This window comes from Streptomyces sp. NPDC050617 (assembly GCF_040654795.1).
GTDB lineage: Bacteria > Actinomycetota > Actinomycetes > Streptomycetales > Streptomycetaceae > Streptomyces.
Genome location: NZ_JBFAIS010000012.1, coordinates 98,941 through 116,100, shown reverse-complemented (window position 1 = coordinate 116,100; position 17,160 = coordinate 98,941). Strand labels below are relative to the sequence as shown.

Here is a 17,160-nt window from a genome sequence, read left to right as displayed (position 1 = left end):
GGCGGGGGCGGCCGGGCTCCGCCCGCCTGGGGAGGCGGCGGGCCCGGCCTGGGGTATGGACTCCGGACGGCAGCGCGCCGCCGCCCCCCGCTCCCCCGTCCTCCCGCGATCGGGTAACGCTCTCGTCATCGCCCCGCCGCCCGCAGGTAGTTGGGGCCGCTCGCGTAGTACTTGTTGATGTCGGCGGCGCCGGAGCGCTCCTTGGTGAGCAGGGTCCCGGCGGTGACCATCGCCTTTATCGGCAGCCGGTCGGCGTCGAGCACGCGGGCCCGCAGGACGGACGCGGGCGCGCCCGGCACCCCGGAGGCGTGCTCCAGCCGGTCCACGGCCTCGCGCAGCCGGTCGGCGAGCTGCCGCAGGAGTACGTCCAGGGGCGCGCGGCCGGCCTCGGCGAGCCCGAAGGCGAGGGCGCCCGCGCACAGGTGGACGGTGATGGTGGCGAAGACGTCGGCGACGGGCTTGTCCGCGCCGACCAGTATCCGCCGGTCGTCGAAGCCGCACAGATCGGCGGCGGCGCCGCCGGTGACGGCGGCGAGCCGCACGGAGTGCACGCGCGGCCCGTCGTTGTCCTTGAGCAGCAGCCGCAGCCGGGTGCGCCCGGCGCCGTCCTCGTCGAGGACCAGGGAGGTGTTCTGCTGGTGCGATTCGAGGGCGATGCCGTACCCGAAGAGGGTGGTGTGCCAGTCGAGGAGCAGCGTCAGGTAGGCGTCGAGGAGGGCGGTGAGCGAACCGCCGTAGTAGCGGTCGGCGAGCGCGTCGATGACGAGCGTCCCGTCCGGGCCGGGCGCCAGGAGCGCGGCGACGGGGACGATCTGGGCGCCGTCGAGCCCGGCCGGGTAGCGGCGGACCAGGGCCGCGAGCAGTTCGTGCCCGGCGGTGAGGTGGGTGCGTTCGTCGGCGAGGAGCACGGAGCGGGCGAAGCGCGGCTGCCGGGCGATGACCGACTCCAGGAGCCGCTGCCCGGTCGCGCCGTCCACGAGGGTGCCGGGCTTGATGGTGCGGCGGTTGCGCAGGCCGAGGGTGGCGGTGGCGAGCGGGAGTTTGAGGTGGACGGCGGGGTCGTCGGCGACGGCGACGGTGCGGGTGGACAGGGTCGGCCGGACGTCGAGCCAGGGCCGGTCCGCGAGGCGCGCGGAGCCGTCGAGCCCGGCGGCGCGCAGCGCGTCGGCGAGGGAGCGGCGGGCGGTGAGCGGGTGGACGGGCAGCGCGAGGTGGGTGGCGTCGAGGTAGGGCAGGCCGACGTCGCCGGGGGCGGGCCACCAGGCGGGCAGCGTGTCCGGACGGCCGCGCACGGCCTCACGCGGCAGGGCGAGCCAGCGCAGCGCGAAGGAGGGGTGGAACTCCGGTGCGTAGGCGCACAGTTCGGCTTCGGAGAGGCCGGAGCGGCCGCGCCCGGTCGGGTAGACGGGGTGGTCGCGGAAGGCGGCGAGGGTGTCGTAGGCGAGGGTGCCGCGCAGCCCCGTCCAGTCGCGGGCGGGGTCGGGTCCGTAGCGGACGGCGAGGTCGGCGGTGACCTTCTCGCGCACGCGGCCGTGCAGCCGCATGGCGTCCAGCGCCTCGTCGCACTCGACGAGGAACGCGTCGAATCCGGGCCGGTCCTCGGGTTCGGCGGCGCCCCGCAACCGGGCGAGGACCGGGCGCAGCCCGGTGAGGGTGCCGCCGGGCGTCTCCAGTTCGGGCCGGCGGGGCCCGAACTCGCACTGGAACCCGTCGGGTTCCACGGGCAGCAGCAGCGCCTCACCCGCCACGTCGAGGCGCAGCCAGTCGCCGTCGGCGCGCCGCTCGGGGCGGGCGGCGGCGCGGAGCCCGTAGGCGTTCTCGCGGAGGAGGGCGGCGAGGACGCGGCCGAGCAGCTCGCTCTCGCAGGCGTCGGGGACGGATTCAGGGGCGGGTTCAGGGGCAGGTTCAGGGACGGTTTCAGGAACAGCGCCGGGGACGGTGCCGGGCTTGTCGGCTTCCACGGCCTCAGCCACCTCCACGACCTCAGCCGCCTCCACGACCTCAGCCGCCTGCGCGGCCTCCGCGGCGCTCATGAGGCGATCTCCCAGCGGTGGGAGGCCAGGAACTCCTCGACGGCGCGGTCGATGCGCTCCTGGTCCCGGCCGGTGGCGCGCAGCACGCCGAGGTAGTCGCGGTTGGTATGGCGCAGCGGATGGTCCTCGTTCAGTTCGCGCAGCGGCCGGTAGTCGAGGCGTACGCCGTCGGGGGTCGTACGGTCGCTGGCGGCGGGCGCGGCGACCAGTCGCCCGCCGCGTTCGGCGCGTATGTACTCCAGGCGCGCCCGGCCGTCGGTACGGGCGTCCAGGGCGTCGGGGAGCGGGGTGCCGAGGTGAGTGCGGAGGATGTGCTCGAAGAGAGGGATGCCGAGCACGTCGGCGAGCACGAGGTCGCACTGGTCGCCGATGGCGCGGTAGTTGACCTCGATGAGGCGGGCCCGGTCGCCCTGCACGACGTACTCGGTGTGGCAGGCCCCGAACCCGACGCCGAGCGCCGCGAGCTGGCCGAGCACCTGGGCGGTGTACGGCTCGGGCGGGGCGGGGAGCAGGGTGAGCCGCTCCTCCATGAAGTACGGGAGCGGGGACATGTCGGTGCGGAACGAGCCGACGGCGTGCAGGGTCCGGCCGTCCCCGAGGGTTTCGAGGGTGTGCAGCGGCCCGGCCAGGTACTCCTCGACGACGAGCGCCTCGCCGGGCCGCCGCGCGCCGATCTCCCGGCAGTGGCGGACGAGTTCCGCGGCGTCGGCGGCCAGTACGACGTCCTCGCTGGCGACGCCCTCGCGCGGCTTGATCACGCAGGGGTAGGTCAGGCCGGTCGCCGCGATCGCCGCCGAGGCGTCCTCGGGGTCGCCGCCGGGGGCGAGTTCGGCGGCGCGTACGGCATCGAGCCCGGACGCGGCGAGGGCGCGGCGCAGGTGCGCCTTGTTCTTCGTGCGCAGCGCGGCCCGCCAGTCCTTGCCGGGCAGCCCGAAGTAGGCGGCTGCGAGGGCGGCTTGCGCCTGGAGGTGGTCGCTGTTGGTGAAGACGGCGTCGGCGGGGCCGAGCTGGGCGCCGCGGCTGATGACATCGCGGAAGTCGCGTACGTCGCAGTGCCGGACGTCGAGCGCGGGCAGCGCGCCGCCGCCGGCCGCGTACCGGTCGTACGCGGCGCGGTGGGCGTCGGGCTGGTCGGTGAGCAGCGTGACATCGAGCCCGAGGCGGGCGGCGGCGGGCAGGAACCCCTCGGTGACGGAGTCGGTGGGGTTGAGGGCGAGAAGGTGGAGGCGCACGACATTCGTGCCTTTCGAACGAAGGGGGCGTCAGCCTGCGTCGCGTGGGGGCTCGGTGCGGCTGAGGGGTGGCGCGGGGCCGGTGGGCCGGTTGTGCCGGGGGCCGGGAGGCCGGGGTGGTGCGTGTCGGTGCGTGTCAGACGGGCGCCGGGAGGCCGGTGGGGGTCGCGGCGGCGCGGCCGTGGGTGCGCGTACCGGGTGTTCGGGGTCCGCGTCCACCGTACGAGCGCGGGGGCGCGGCGGAGCCGCTGGTCGTACGTACCGCGGCGCTGTGCGTGCGTACGGCGGCGCGGGCGGGCGCGGCCGGGGGCGCGGCGGGGGACGGCGGGATGCGTGAGCCGGTGGCGGCCGGGCTCGGCGCCGTACGGACGGCGGGCGCGGCGGGCGCCGCGATCGACGGGCGGCAGCCGCGAGTCGCAGGGCGCGCGGCGGCATGCCGGGCGGTTCCGAGATCGGTCCGGTTCACAGGAGAGACACTAAGTTAGGCATACCTAACCTTGTCAATTTGCCCTGAGTGTATGCCCCTCGATGCACCGTTTCCGGCCTATGCCAGCCCCACGCGCCGATACCGGGCCCGCCTGGCGGCGAGCCGTTCGCCGCGCTCCCGCGCACGCAGAGCGGCCAACTCGCCCGCGAGAACGGCGCCGAGCCGGTCGGTGAAGGCGCCGCCCGCCTCGCCGTCCTCCTCCACCACGCGGTCCACGATGCCGCTCGCGAGGAGGTCGGCGGAGCGCACGCCCTGCCGGGCGGCGACCTCGTACGCCCGTTCCGTGGTCCGGTGGAGGATGGCCGACGCGCCCTCGGGCGGCAGCGGCGACAGCCAGGCGTGGCGGGCGGCCACGACCCGGTCGGCGGGCAGCAGCGCCAGCGCGGCGCCGCCGGCGCCCTGCCCCAGCAGCAGGCACAGCGTCGGCGCGGGCAGCGTCACCAGGTCGGCGAGCGACCGCGCGATCTCCCCGGCCAGCCCGCCTTCCTCGGCCTCGCGGGACAGCGCGGCCCCCGCCGTGTCGATGACGGTCAGCAGCGGCAGGTCGAGTTCGGCGGCGATCCGCATGCCGCGCCGCGCGGCCCGCAGCCCGGCGGGCCCGAGCGCCTGCCCGGCGGGCGCCCCGCCCGCGCGCCGGCTGCCGCGGTCGTGCCCGAGCACCACGCACGGCACGGACCCCACCCGCGCGAGCGCGAGCAGCAGCCCGGGGTCCCGCTCCCCCGCCCCTGTGCCGCTGAGCGGCGTCACCTCGGCGGCGACGGCGTCCAACAGCTCGCGTACGCCGATCCGTTCCGGCAGCCGCGACCGCCGAATCGACTCGGCGGCGGAGGGCGGCCCGGCGATGGTCAGCGGCTCGGCGGCAGAGGGCGGCCCGGCGGCGGAGGGCGGCTCGCCCGCAGCGTCAAGCGGCTCGCCCGCAGCGCCGGCCGGGTCTCCCGGCCGAGCGCCTGACTCGGTGGCCTCCCCCGCCGCGGCGCCGTCCCGCGCCCCGTCCGCGCACAGGACGTCCAGCGCCCGCGCCGCGACGGCCCCCAGCTCTCCCGCGGGGAGCACGGCGTCGATGAGGCCGTGGGCCAGCAGGTGTTCCGCGACCTGGACGCCCGGCGGGAACTGCTCGCCGTAGAGGGCCTCGTGGACGCGGGGGCCCAGGAAGCCGATGAGGGCGCCGGGTTCGGCGGCGGTGAGGTGGCCGAGGGAGCCCCAGGAGGCCAGGACGCCGCCCGTCGTCGGGTGGCGGAGGTAGACGAGGTACGGGAGTCCGGCGCCCTTGTGGTCGGTGATCGCGGCGGCGACCTTGACCATCTGGAGGAAGGCGACGGTGCCCTCCTGCATGCGCGTGCCCCCGGACGCCGGGGCGGCCAGCAGCGGCAGCCGGAGTTCCGTGGCGCGCTCTACGGCCCGTACGAGCCGCTCCCCCGCCGCCACGCCGATGGAACCGGCCAGGAAGCGGAACTCACAGGCGACGACCGCCACTCGGCGCCCGCGCAGCCGCCCCTCGCCGGTGATCACGGACTCGTCCAGGCCGGTGCGCTCGCGCGCGGCGAGCAGATCCGCGCGGTAGCCGGGGTCCGGCGTATCGGCGAGCGCCCCGGCCGGCTCGTCCCAGCAGCGCCAGCTGCCGGGGTCCACGACGGCTTCGATCAGTTCCAGCGCGGGCGTTCGGGGGCTCGGTGCGGTCATGGGATCACCCTGCCACGCGCCGTACGGGACCGACGGCCCGCGGGGTCGCGGTCGCGCGACGGCGTGCAGGCACTCGCCCACCGTGCTCACCACCGGCGCGTCCGCATCTGCGTCCGCGCCGCCGGAGCCGGGGTCGGAGTCGGCGGCGGCGGCGAGCCAGAAATCCCGCCACCGCGGGTCGGTCCCCGGCGGCAGCCGGAACGCCGTGCGCCCGCGGTGCGGGACCCGTGGCCGGGCCCGTGCCCGGTACGCGGTTGCGGGGCCACCGGCCCGGTGTGAGTCTGAAGAGCCTCGGGGAACCGCCGCGCGTCCGCGCCAGCGAAAGGGTCTTCCGTGAGCATCGCCGCCGACAGCCTGTCCGACCCTGCCGTACGAGCCTTCGTCACCGCCCTCAACGCCAACGACCAGCAGGCCTTCCGGGCGGCGCTCGCCCCCGGCGCGACCATGTCCGACGACGGCACCGACCGCGCCCTGGGCGAGTGGGCGGACCGGGAGATCTTCTCCTCGAACGGCCGCATGGAGGTGGAGTCCGAGGCGGACGGCGGGCGCTCGCTGACCGCGCTCTACAGCAACGACACGTGGGGCGCGATGCGCACGCGCTGGGTGTTCACCGTCGAGGACGGCAAGGTCAGCCGCTTCGAGACCGGGCAGGCGTGACGACGACGGCCGGGGCCGCCCCGCGAAAGCGGGACGGCCCCGGAGCGCGGGCAGGTCAGCGGTTCGGCGGCTTGACCCAGCCCTTCTTCACCAGCTGGTCGCAGTGCCACTTCGCGTGCGCCGGGCTCTCGCCCTTCTTCGCGGTCGCCTTGAGGCAGTCCGCGTAGGGGAACGGCGGTCCCTGCGGGGCGGCGGCCTGGGCGGCCGCGGCCGACGCGCCGAGCCCGCCGACGGCGATGGCCAGGGCCAGGGCGGCACTCATTCTGCGCATGGTGTTCTCCTCTGTCGTCTCGTATATCTCGTGTCCCGCTGATCTCGCAGATCTCGCAGATCTCGCTGAACAAGATCAGCTAGGGCTCAACGAGCGAGACGGCCGGCAGAAACCATCCCTCTGCCGTGACCTCAGGAGAAGCAGGTGGTCGGCGTCGCGTGGGCCGGGTCGAGGGCGTTGGCCGTCTCGTGGAAGGCCAGCCGGTCCGTGAGGCCGATCGCGAGGTGTTCGGACAGGTCGACCGGGCACAGGTCCTGGAGCAGGACGTTGCGGACGTCCGGACCGCTGAGGAACTGCGAGCGGTACGGCGTGACGACCTCGTCGTACTTGCTCGCGATGACGGTGTAGCGCACGCCCGGCACGGTGTCGCCGCCCGCGTTCAGGCGGTTGAGGAAGGCGGACCCGGCGACCTGGTCGGTGAGGCCGGGGGTGAAGTGACCGATCGCGTCGGCCGCGCCCGGGAAGTAGTTCAGCAGCTTGGTGAGGCCGCTGAGCGTCGTGCCGTGGTTGTCGGGGGCGATGCCGACGAGCGCGCCGACCTTGGCCGCGCCGCCCAGGAACTTCAGGTACTGACGGGGCATCATGCCGCCCTGCGAGTGCCCGACCAGGTCGGCCTTGGGTCTGCCGGTGGCGGCCAGCACCCTGTCCACGTACGCGGACAGCTGCTTCGCGGAGTCCGCGATCGGGCCGAGGCCGTGGAAGAGCGGGACGCCGGGCAGCTGCCCGTAGTCGAAGGAGAAGACGCAGTAGCCGCGCGCCACGAGGTAGGGGGCGAGGCCGAGCCAGTTGTCGACGGAGTTGCCGAGCGTGCCGTGTACGAGGACGACGGGGCGGGGGTGGGCGGCGGAGGGCTTGCAGGAGTAGTCGTTCCAGCCGCGGCTGACGGCGGTGGTACGGGCCCCCTCAGCGGCAGCCGACGCGGCGGACGGCACGGCTGGCGGCGCGGCGGACGGCGCGGCGGACGCGGCGGCCGGCGCCACGGACGCGGTGAGCGCGGTCAGCGCCAGGGCGAGCGCGGTCAGTGGCCCGCGGGCGCGCCCCAGGGACAGCTTCATGTGGACTCCTCGCAGGTGGTGGGAGGTTGCGACGGGGGTTCACGCTGCGGTCCGGACCACAGATTTGCCGAGTGCACGTCAAAGTACTCACGGGTAAGGAAGGTGGCCAGCCGTGCGCCGGTGAAGAAAGAGGCACGGAGCCCTCACGCCACGTCCAGGAGCGCGGCGGGCCCGACCGCCGCCGCGCCGAAGCGGGCCCGCGCCCGGTCCACGGCCGCCCAGGCGCGGCGCGCCTTGTCGTCGGCGGGGTCGAACGTCAGCTGGCGCGCGGTCCGGTCGGCGTCCCGCAGGTCCTCCGCCCGCAGCGCCACCGCCCGCACCCGGGCCCGTTCCAGGCCGAGCGCCGCGTGCAGCGCGTACGCGGCGGCGGTCAGCGCCGGGGTGTGCGCGGTCGGCTCCTCGAAGGCCCTGGCCCGTACGGTCGTGGAGCCGTCCGCGTAGCGCACGGTCAGCGCGAGGCCGCGGGCGGTCTGCCCGCTCGTGCGCAGCCGGGAGCCGAGCCCGTCGGCGAGCGTGAGCAGCGCGCGGCGCCTGCGGCCGGGGTCCAGCTCGTCGCCGCCGAAGCGGTGTTCGGCGGAGAGCGAGCGGGCGGGCGCGTTCGGCGTGACGGGCGTCGGGTCGATGCCGCGCGCCCGCTCGTGGATCCGGCGGCCGGCGCTCGCGCCGAGGATCCGCTGCAGGGTGGCCGGCGGCGCGGCCGCGATCCGGCCGACACTGTCGAGCCCGTACGCGCACAGGGTGCGGGCGGTGGCCGGCCCCACTCCGTGCAGCGCCGCGGCGGGCTTCCGGGCGAGGAAGGCCGCGACCTCGGCCGGGTCGTCGGCCAGGGTGCGCACCGCGCCGGGCGGGCCGTCCTGTGCGGCCATCCGCGCCAGCATCGGGTTCGCCGCCGCCCCGACCGTGCAGTCGACCCCGTGCAGCGCCAGCGCCCGGAGCCGGATGAGGTCGGCGAGTCCGACGGCGTCCCGCCCGAAGTACCGCCGGGCGCCCCGCACATCGACGAGCGCGGCGTCGGGCGGCAGCGCCTCGACCACGGGCGAGAACTCCGCCAGCATCGCGAGCAGCCCGCCGTAACTCTCCTCGCCGAGGGCGACCGGCCGGGCGCCGGGGCCGCCGGTGCCGCGGGGCGCGCGGCGGTGGAAGTGCGCGTACAGGACGTGCGGCGCGGTTTCGTCGGCGGCGGGCGATACGGTGCCGCCGGGCCCGGACTCCCTCTCCTCGTGCGGCCGTTCGCCCTCCGGTTCCGGGCGCGCCGCCAGCTCGCCCCAGACCTCCCGGTACGTCGCCGCGCCCGCGCCCGTACGGGCCTCGTCCGCCGCCCCGCGGCCCGTCATCCCGCGCTCCCCGGGCTCGCGTGCCACAGCTTGCGGCCGGTGGCGGCGCGGTCGCCGGCCGGCCGGAGGTCGGCCCAGGGGTGCAGCTCGTACCCGGTGGGCAGCTGGATGCGGCGGTCGGTCTCCGAGGCGGCGGAATCGGCTCCGGAGGCGGCGGACTCCCCCGGTTCCGCCGCGAGCAGCGCGGTGACCGCCTCCAGGCCCCCTTCCCGGCGCAGCGCGGTGAGGTCGGCGAGGTTCCAGGCCGCGGCGCCGACGACGCTGAGGCTGCGGGGGCCGCGGCGCTGCACCACGCCGCGTACGAGCAGTAGCCAGGAGTGGAAGACGGTGTGCGCGCACGCGGCGTGGCTGTCGTCGAAGAAGGCGCAGTCGACCAGGCCGCTGCCGTCGTCGAGGGTGGTGAAGATGACGCGCCGGCCCGAGCGGATCGGCGGGGTCTGGGTGGCGGCCTTGGCCCCGGCGACCAGCACGGTCTCGCCGTGCCGTGCGTCGCGCAGCCGTTTCGCGGGCACGGCGCCCAGTTCGGCCAGGAACTGCCGGTGGTCGTCCATGAGGTGGCGGGAGGCGTCCATGCCGAGGACGCCCAGTTCCGCGCCGAGCCGTTCGTCCGCGTCGAGGTCGGGCAGGCCCGCGGGTTCGGCGAGCGTGCCGCCGTCGAGCGGGAGCTGCCGTTCCCGGGGGTCGGCGCCGCGCTGCCCGCGGTGGAGTTCGGCGATGTGCAGCAGCAGGTCGCGGCGGTTGGGGCCGAAGGCGTCCAACGCGCCGACCTGGGCGAGCCGTTCGGCGACGGGGCGGCCGGGGCGGGCGCGCCGCCACAGGTCCTGGAGCGAGGCGTACGGGCGGCCGGCCGCGATCCGGTCGGTGGCCGCCTCGCTGATGCCGTGCACGTCGCCGAGGGCCAGCCGCACTCCGAAGACGCCGCCCGGTCCGCCTTTCGAACCTTTCGGACCTTCCGAACCAGACACCAGTTCGATTCCATAGGCGGCCGCCGACCGGTTCACGTCCAGCGGCAGGATCGGCACCCCCCGCCGCCGCGCGTCCGCGAGCAGCAGCCGCTTCGGGTACATCCCCGGGTCGTGCGTGAGCAGCCCGGCGTAGAAGGCCGCCGGGTAGTGCGCCTTGAGCCAGGCCGACTGGTAGGTCGGCACGGCGAAGGCGACGGCGTGCGCCTTGCAGAAGCCGTAGCTGCCGAACGCCTCGACGATCCCCCAGGTACGGCGGACGACCTCCGGCGTGTACCCCCGCCGGCCGGTCTCCCGCTCGAACCAGGCCCGTACCCGCCCCTGCCGCTCGGGGTCCGACAGCGCGCGCCGCGCCTCCTCGGCCAGCGACCGGTCGCAGCCGGTCATGATCGCCAGGATCTCGATGATCTGCTCGTGGAAGACGACCACGCCGTATGTGTCGCGCAGCGGTCCCTCCAGGTCCGGGTGCGGATAGCGGACCGGCGCCCGGCCGTGCCGGGCCTCGATGAAGGGGCGCACCATGTCGGCGGCGACCGGGCCCGGCCGGAAAAGCGATATGTCGACCACGAGGTCGTGAAAGGTCGAGGGCTGGAGCCGCCCCACCAAATCCCGCTGGCCCGGCGACTCGATCTGGAAGCAGCCGAGCGTCTCGGCGGTCCGGATCAGCTCGTACGTCCTGGGGTCACCGGGCGCCACCCGCGCCGGGTCGTCGAGGTCCACCCGCTCCCCCGTGGCCCGCTCGATCTCCCCCACCGCGTGCGCCATCGCCGACTGCATCCGCACGCCCAGCACGTCGAGCTTGAGCAGCCCGAGGTCCTCGACGTCGTCCTTGTCGAACTGGGCCATCGGGAACCCCTCGCCGCTGGTGGGCACGGTGGGCGTGCGGGCGCGCAGCGTGGCGTCCGAGAGCAGCACCCCGCACGGGTGCATGGCGACGCCGCGCGGCAGCGCGTCCAGCGCCTCCACCAGTTCCCACAGCCGCCCGTGCTTCGTGCCGTCGGGGTCCACGCCGCGCAGCTCCGGCAGCTCCGCCAGCGCGGTGCGGGCGTCCCTGGCCCGGATGTGCGGGAAGGACTTGGCGAGCCGGTCGGTGAGGGCGGGGTCCATGCCCAGCGCCGCGCCCACGTCCCGTACGGCGTGGCGCACCCGGTAGGTCTCGGGCATGGCGACGGTCGCCACCCGCTCCGCGCCGAAGCGGTCGAATATCGCGCGGTAGACGTCGAGGCGGCGCGCGGACTCGACGTCGATGTCGATGTCGGGCAGCACGGCCCGCCGGACGGAGAGGAAGCGCTCCATCAGGAGCCCCTGTTCGACGGGGTCCGCGTGGGCGATGCCCAGCAGGTGGTTGACGAGCGACCCGGCGCCCGAGCCGCGCGCGGCGACGCGGACGCCGAGCGCGCGGGTGTCGTCGACGACCTGGGCGACGGTGAGGAAGTACGAGGCGAAGCCGTGGTGCTCGATGACGCGCAGCTCGTCGGCGAGCCGGTCCCAGTACCGGCGGTCGCGGTCGTACCGGCGCAGCACCAGGCCCGCCGCGCACCGCGAGCGCAGCACGCGGGCGGCGGTGCGCCGCTCCGCGCCGACGAGGCGCGGCTCGGGGAAGTGGACCTGGCCGAGGCCCAGGTGGTCCTCGGGGTCGACCACGCACTCGGCGGCGGTGCGGGCGGTCTCGGCCAGCAGCCGCCGCGCGGCGCCCCGCCCCTGCCCGGCGGCCTCGGTGATCCGCTCCGCGACGGCCGCCATGTCCCGTGCGTCCTTGAGCCAGCGCTCGCCGCTGTCGAGGAGCTCGGGTCTGCGCGGGTCGATCGGCACCAGCCGCCGCGCGGAGTCCAGGACGTCGGCGACCGGGCCCTGGCCGGGGTCGGCGTAGCGCGTGGAGTTGGTCAGCACGGCCCGTACGCCCTGGTCGGCGGCGAAGCCGACGGTGCGGGCGGCGAGCCGCAGCGAGCCCGGTCCGGTGCCCTGCCGGCCGTGCCATACGGCGGCCAGCCGCAGGGCGTCGCCGAAGAGCTCGCGCCAGGGGGCCAGCAGCCGGGCGGCGCGGTCGGGCCGACCGGCGGCGAGCGCCCGGCCGATCTCGGAATCGGGGCCGAGCAGCACGGTCAGCGGGGCGAGCGCGCCGGCGGCGGCGCCCTCCAGGTCCTCCCAGCGGAGCCGGGGCCGCCGGGCGGGGTCGGGGCGGACGGGGGCCGTGCCCAGCGGGTCGGTCCCGCCCGTGCGGATCGTGTCCGCGTGGGCGGCCGAGACCAGCCCGCACAGGGCGGCCCAGCCGGCCGCGCCGTCGCGGGCGAGGAAGACCGCGCGGGGCGTCGACTCGTCGATGAACGCGCCGCCCCGCACGGGGGCGCGCCGCCGCACCGTGCCGTGGCGGCCCTGGGGCTCGGCCCGTTCCCGTACGGCCAGGTCGGCGCCGAAGAGCGGCCGCACCCCGGCCCGTGCGCTCGCCTTCGCGAACCGTACGGCCCCGGCGAGGCTGTCCCGGTCGGTCAGCGCGATCGCGTCCATGCCCCGCTCGGCGGCGCGCTCGGCGAGCCGCTCCGGGTGCACCGCGCCGTACCGCGTCGAGAATCCGGAGGCGGTGTGCAGATGCGTGAAGCCAGGGGGAACCTGAAGAGCCGGCATCCGCACCTCCCACTCGCTACTCGATACCCGAAGACCAACCCACCCCCTGACGGCCCCGACGCCTCCATCTCTTCCTTCACCATAACCCCTACGTCGAACACTCGTACGAACGAACATCATCCGTACGAGCAGGCCCCACCCTCACCTCTTCGAGCCGTTCACACTGCGGAATGCCCGCTTTTGTGCGCACCATATGGGGGCAGAAAGCCCACCCATCACGGCGAGGAGCGGCCCATGGCCACCACAGACCCCGGCACCCGCCCCTCCTTCGCCAGGGAGGTCAAGAGCGCGGTCAGCACCCGCGCCGCCGTGCTGGTGATCGGCGTGCTGGCGCTCCAGCTCGCGTTCATCGCCTCCTACGTGGGCGCCTTCCACAGCCCCAAGCCCAAGAACATCGCGCTCGCCGTCGTCGCCCCGGAACAGGTCCGCGGGCAGCTGATGGGCAAACTCGACAAGCTGCCGGGCGACCCCCTCGACCCGCGCGCCGCCTCGGACGAGGCCAAGGCCGTACGGCAGATCCGCGAGCGGGACATCGACGCGGCGCTGATCGTCGACCCGCGCGGCAGCACCGACCGGCTGCTCGTCGCGAGCGGCGGCGGCGCCTCGCTCTCCCAGGCCGTCGAACGGGTCGTCACCGCCGCCGAGAAGTCCCAGCAGCGCACCGTGAAGACCCAGGACATCGCGCCGGTCGCCAAGGGCGACGCCCGCGGGCTGTCCGCGTTCTACCTGGTGGTGGGGTGGTGCGTGGGCGGCTATCTGTGTGCGGCGATCCTCGCGATCAGCGCCGGGGCCCGGCCCGCCAATCCACAGCGCGCGGTCATCCGGCTCGGCACGCTCGCGCTCTACTCGATCGCCTCCGGCATCGGCGGCGCGGTCATCATGGGCCCGATCCTCGAAGCGCTGCCCGGCTCCATCCTCGGGCTGTGGGGCCTGGGCGCCCTGGTGGTCTTCGCGGTCGGGGCCACCACGCTGGCGTTCCAGGGGCTGGCGGGCATCGTCGGCATCGGCCTCGCCATCGCGGTCATCGTCGTCCTGGGCAACCCGAGCGCGGGCGGCGCGTACCCCTATCCGCTGCTGCCGGGCTTCTGGCGCGCCATCGGCCCCGCCCTGCCGCCGGGCGCGGGCACCTGGACGGCGCGCTCCATCGCGTACTTCCGGGGCAACGCGGTGACGGGGCCGCTGCTGGTGCTCTCGGCCTGGGCGGTGGCGGGGTCCGTGGTCACCCTGCTGTTCGCCGCGTTCAAGAAGCCGTCGGACGCGGCGATCGCGGCGAAGCCGCCGCGCTGACGGGGCGGCGCGAGTAACAGGAGTCGCTCTTTGGAGTGATGAAGGCCGGTGCGCGGACTCTCAGCCTTGTTCGAATGAAAGCGGTCGACGGTACGCGGGGCGCGTGGCCCAGGTGGAGCGCCGACGCCGGGCTGGTCGCGCTGACGGTTCTGCCGCCGCTGCTGTCCCAGCCGTATGTGGACCCGTCAGGAGTGGCGTGGTCGGCGCTCGCCGGTTACGAAGCGGTGACCGCGGTGCTCCTGGCGCTGCGGCGGCGGCTGCCCGCCACCGCCTTCGCGGCGGGCCTGGCCGCGCTCGTGGTGGCGCCGGCCGGAGGGGCGAGCCAGGACGCCAAGCTGACCCCGCTGGTCTTCCTGCCGCTCGCCGTGCTGTTCTACGGCCTGGGCTGCTACTGCACGAGCTGGGTACGCACCGGACTGGCGATGTCCGGCGGCATCGTGGCGATCGCGGCCGGCCTGCTGGTGAACTGGACGACCGCCGGCGCCCGCGAGTACAAGGGCGGTCTGGACATCCTCGCCTCCCTGGCCCCGATGCCGCTGGCGTGGGCGATGGGGTTCGCCGCCCGTACCCGGCGGGCGCTGCTCGCCGCGGCCGAGCAGCGGGTGGCCGACGCGGACCGCGCGCAGCGCCTGGAGGCGGCGCAGGCCACCCAGCGGGAGCGGGCGCGGATCGCCCGCGAGATGCACGACGTGGTCGCGCACTCGCTCACCCTGCTCGTCGTGCACGCGGAGACCCTGCGCGCCCGCGGCGACGAGCTGCCCGGCTGGGCCCGTACCCAGATCGACGGGCTGGCGGCGGCGGGCCGGCAGACCGGCGGCGAACTGCGCGACCTGCTGCGGATGCTGCGCGACCCGGCGGAGGCGGCCCCGCTCCAGCCGATGCCGGGCCTCGGCGAGCTGGCGGCGCTGCTGGACAGCCACCGCGCCGCGGGCGGAACGATCGAGGCGCGGGTGGGGGCGGCGCTGGGGTCGCTGCCGAGCGCGGTGCAGCTGGCGGGCTACCGCGTCGTACAGGAATCGCTGGCCAACGCCCGTCGGCACGCGCCGGGAGCCCCGGTCCGGCTCACCGTGGACAGCGCCGCCGGGCGGCTGCGGTGCGAGGTGGTGAACACCCGCGCGGCGCGGCGCGGCACGGCGGGCGCGGGGGTCGGCCTCGGTCTGACCAGCATGCGGGAGCGGGTGTCCGCGCTGGGCGGCGACCTCAGCGCCGAACCGACCGACGACGGCGGCTTCCGCGTCGTGGCCACGATGCCGTTGGAGAGCGCCGGTGCCTGAAGCGCTCGGTGCGCCTGAAATACCTGAAATACCTGAAGAAAGTGGGAGAGCTCCGGTGTCCGAGCAGCAGATCAGTGTGCTCGTCGTGGACGACGAGCCGGTCATCCGGGCCGGCCTGGTCGCGATCCTGGACAGCCAGTCCGATCTCACCGTGGTCGGCACGGCGGGCGACGGCGAGGAGGCCGTCGAGGCGAGCGCGCGGCTGCGGCCGCAGGTGCTGCTGCTCGACATCCGCATGCCCCGCCGGAACGGGCTGTGGGCGCTGGCCGAACTGGGCCGCCGGGGGCTGCTCGGGCCGGGGCGGAGCCAGGTGCTCATGCTGACGACGTTCGACCTGGACGAGTACGTGGACGACGCGCTGGGCGACGGGGCCGCGGGGTTCCTGCTGAAGAACAGTTCGTACGAAGAACTGACGGGGGCGGTACGGGCGGCGGCGGCCGGACACAGCGCGCTGAGCCCGGCGGTGACCCGCCGGATCATCGAGGGGCATCTGAGCACCCGGAGCGGGGCGGACGATCAGGACCTGGCCCGGCTGAGCGACCTCACCGAGCGGGAGCGCGGCGTGCTGCGGCTGGTCGGGGACGGGCTGAGCAACGCGGAGATAGCCGACCGGCTCGTGGTCAGCCTGCACACGGTGAAGACGCATGTGAGCCGCATGCTCGCGAAGACCGGCTGCCAGAGCCGGGCACAGGCGGCGGTGCTGGCCCGGAACACGCTGGCCTGACGGGGGCCTGTCATCCCTCGTCACTCCTTCGAGTGATCCGGGGGCACGGGAGGCCGCGCCAACGAGCGATGTGCCGGGCGACCAGCCCTGGCTGAATGGTTGTTGTGCGGCGGGCCCGCCGTGAAGCCCCGCAGGGGGAGGAATCCGGGGCCTTCGCCGCACGAGACCACTTGTCATGCGCCGAAGGGAACCGCCATGTCCGTAACCACATCATCTCGCCGCCGGATTCTGCGCGGGGCGCTGACGGTGGCGCTGGTGACCGGCATGGCCGGGGGGCTCGCGGCCTGTTCGGACTCGGACGACGACGAGGGCCCGGGTTCGGGTTCGGGGAAGGGAAAGGGAAAGGTGTCGGCCGAGCGGGACGCGGCGGCGGCCGACAAGCAGCTGGGCGACCTCGCGCAGAAGGCTGCGGACGGCGGCTCCGTAGGCGTGATCGTCCGGGTCGACGACGGCAGCGGCAAGCCCGTGGAGATAGCGCGGCAGGCCGGCTGGACGGAGTCCGATCACCGCATCGCCCCCGGCGACCAGTTCAGGGTCGGGTCCAACACCAAGACGGTCACCGCCACCCTCGTCCTGCAACTGGTCGCCCAGCACAAGATCGGCCTGAACGACCCGGTGGAGAAGTGGCTGCCCGGAACGGTCAAGGGCGGCAAGGACATCACCGTCCGCATGCTGCTCAACCACACCAGCGGGCTCGGCGATTTCCTGCTGACGCCGCAGTTCCTGCCCTCCCTCACGGGCCAGAAGCCGCGCACCTGGCAGCCGAAGGAACTGCTCGCCATCACCCCTCGGCAGGACCCGCCGGCCGCGCCCGGCGAGAAGCACTCCTACAGCAACGCCAACTACTCGGCGCTCCAGCTGATCGTCGAGAAGGCTTCCGGTAAGAAGCTGGGCGAGCTGATCGAGCAGAAGATCCTCAAGCCGCTGAAGATGAAGGACTCGTTCCTGGCCGAGAACGCCGACTGGCCCTCCGGCAAGCAGCACGTGACCGGTTACGAGCCGGACTCGGAGCGACTGAGGCAGCTTCTCGCCGGGACCGTGGACCTGCCCGAGGGCGTCGGGTTCGCGGGCCCCGAGCGACCCAAGGGCAACGTGGACACCGACGCCATCGATCCGAGCTGGGCCGGGGCCGCGGGCGGCATGGTCTCCACCGCGCAGGACTGGGAGCGCTTCCAGACCGCGCTCATGTCCGGCAAGCTCCTGCCCGAGGCCCAGATGAAGCAGATGCGCACCACCGTCGCCGCGTCCGAGGAGGGCGAGGCATACGGGCTGGGGCTGATGAAGGTGGACACGCCCTGCGGCACCGTCTGGGGCCACACCGGCGGGCTGCCCGGCTACTCCAGCGAGTTCTACACCGACGAGAGCGGCAGCCGCAGCGTCGCGGTCCTGACGAGCACGAACTTCGGCATCAAGGAGAAGTCGGCCGCGGTCTCCGACAAGGCCCTCGTCAACGCGGCGGCCTGCACCATGCTGGGCAAGCCGGCGCCGTCCGGCGACAAGGCGAAGTGACCGGGCCGAGCGGGCCGGCGGCCGGGCCGTCGG

Annotated in this window: 13 protein-coding genes; 5 read left to right on the top strand and 8 right to left on the bottom strand. The window is 75.1% G+C overall.

Annotated features, from left to right (window positions below; all coding sequences use genetic code 11):
• Positions 1–125: 125 nt before the first annotated feature.
• The 4 genes from AB0I49_RS18420 to AB0I49_RS18405 form a co-directional block, all read right to left on the bottom strand.
• Positions 126–2,033: an IucA/IucC family siderophore biosynthesis protein gene (locus tag AB0I49_RS18420; protein ID WP_363227998.1), complete on the bottom strand. Its 1,908-nt coding sequence runs from the start codon at positions 2,031–2,033 to the stop codon at positions 126–128.
• Positions 2,030–3,265 (bottom strand): siderophore biosynthesis protein, encoded by a 1,236-nt coding sequence (locus AB0I49_RS18415; protein WP_363227997.1) that lies wholly within the window; start codon positions 3,263–3,265, stop codon positions 2,030–2,032. Before AB0I49_RS18415 ends, AB0I49_RS18420 begins: the two co-directional genes overlap by 4 nt.
• A 136-nt stretch (positions 3,266–3,401) precedes the next feature.
• A complete protein-coding gene (locus AB0I49_RS18410) occupies positions 3,402–3,731 on the bottom strand; it encodes a hypothetical protein (RefSeq protein WP_363227996.1) in 330 nt (109 codons plus the stop codon).
• Positions 3,732–3,809: 78 nt separating this feature from the next.
• Positions 3,810–5,432 carry a carboxyl transferase domain-containing protein gene (locus tag AB0I49_RS18405; RefSeq protein ID WP_363227995.1) on the bottom strand — a complete coding sequence of 541 codons (1,623 nt, stop codon included), beginning with the start codon at positions 5,430–5,432 and terminating at the stop codon, positions 3,810–3,812.
• A gap of 333 nt (positions 5,433–5,765) precedes the next feature.
• Between AB0I49_RS18405 and AB0I49_RS18400 the strand changes: the two genes are divergently transcribed.
• On the top strand, positions 5,766–6,089 hold the full coding sequence (locus AB0I49_RS18400) for a nuclear transport factor 2 family protein (protein ID WP_363227994.1): 324 nt from the start codon (positions 5,766–5,768) through the stop codon (positions 6,087–6,089).
• A 55-nt stretch (positions 6,090–6,144) separates the two neighbouring features.
• Here the strand turns inward: AB0I49_RS18400 and AB0I49_RS18395 are convergent, their stop codons facing one another.
• The 4 genes from AB0I49_RS18395 to dnaE form a co-directional block, all read right to left on the bottom strand.
• On the bottom strand, positions 6,145–6,360 hold the full coding sequence (locus tag AB0I49_RS18395; RefSeq protein ID WP_363227993.1) for a hypothetical protein: 216 nt from the start codon (positions 6,358–6,360) through the stop codon (positions 6,145–6,147).
• Positions 6,361–6,491: 131 nt separating this feature from the next.
• Positions 6,492–7,415, bottom strand: coding sequence for an alpha/beta fold hydrolase (locus tag AB0I49_RS18390; protein ID WP_363227992.1), 924 nt, complete (start codon positions 7,413–7,415; stop codon positions 6,492–6,494).
• A 143-nt stretch (positions 7,416–7,558) separates the two neighbouring features.
• Positions 7,559–8,749 carry a helix-hairpin-helix domain-containing protein gene (locus tag AB0I49_RS18385; protein WP_363227991.1) on the bottom strand — a complete coding sequence of 397 codons (1,191 nt, stop codon included), beginning with the start codon at positions 8,747–8,749 and terminating at the stop codon, positions 7,559–7,561.
• Positions 8,746–12,333: a DNA polymerase III subunit alpha gene (gene dnaE / locus AB0I49_RS18380; RefSeq protein WP_363227990.1), complete on the bottom strand. Its 3,588-nt coding sequence runs from the start codon at positions 12,331–12,333 to the stop codon at positions 8,746–8,748. Before dnaE ends, AB0I49_RS18385 begins: the two co-directional genes overlap by 4 nt.
• A gap of 234 nt (positions 12,334–12,567) precedes the next feature.
• Here dnaE and AB0I49_RS18375 point away from each other — a divergent pair, with 234 nt between their 5' ends.
• The 4 genes from AB0I49_RS18375 to AB0I49_RS18360 all read left to right on the top strand — a co-directional run bounded on the left by AB0I49_RS18375 (position 12,568) and on the right by AB0I49_RS18360 (position 17,127).
• Positions 12,568–13,620: a DUF3533 domain-containing protein gene (locus AB0I49_RS18375; RefSeq protein ID WP_363227989.1), complete on the top strand. Its 1,053-nt coding sequence runs from the start codon at positions 12,568–12,570 to the stop codon at positions 13,618–13,620.
• A 74-nt stretch (positions 13,621–13,694) separates the two neighbouring features.
• Positions 13,695–14,894 carry a histidine kinase gene (locus AB0I49_RS18370; protein ID WP_363227988.1) on the top strand — a complete coding sequence of 400 codons (1,200 nt, stop codon included), beginning with the start codon at positions 13,695–13,697 and terminating at the stop codon, positions 14,892–14,894.
• A gap of 55 nt (positions 14,895–14,949) precedes the next feature.
• The gene (locus AB0I49_RS18365) at positions 14,950–15,618 is read left to right on the top strand and encodes a response regulator transcription factor (RefSeq protein ID WP_363227987.1); all 669 of its coding nucleotides are present in this window, start codon (positions 14,950–14,952) and stop codon (positions 15,616–15,618) included.
• A gap of 195 nt (positions 15,619–15,813) precedes the next feature.
• On the top strand, positions 15,814–17,127 hold the full coding sequence (locus tag AB0I49_RS18360; RefSeq protein WP_363227986.1) for a serine hydrolase domain-containing protein: 1,314 nt from the start codon (positions 15,814–15,816) through the stop codon (positions 17,125–17,127).
• The last annotated feature ends 33 nt before the right edge of the window (positions 17,128–17,160 follow it).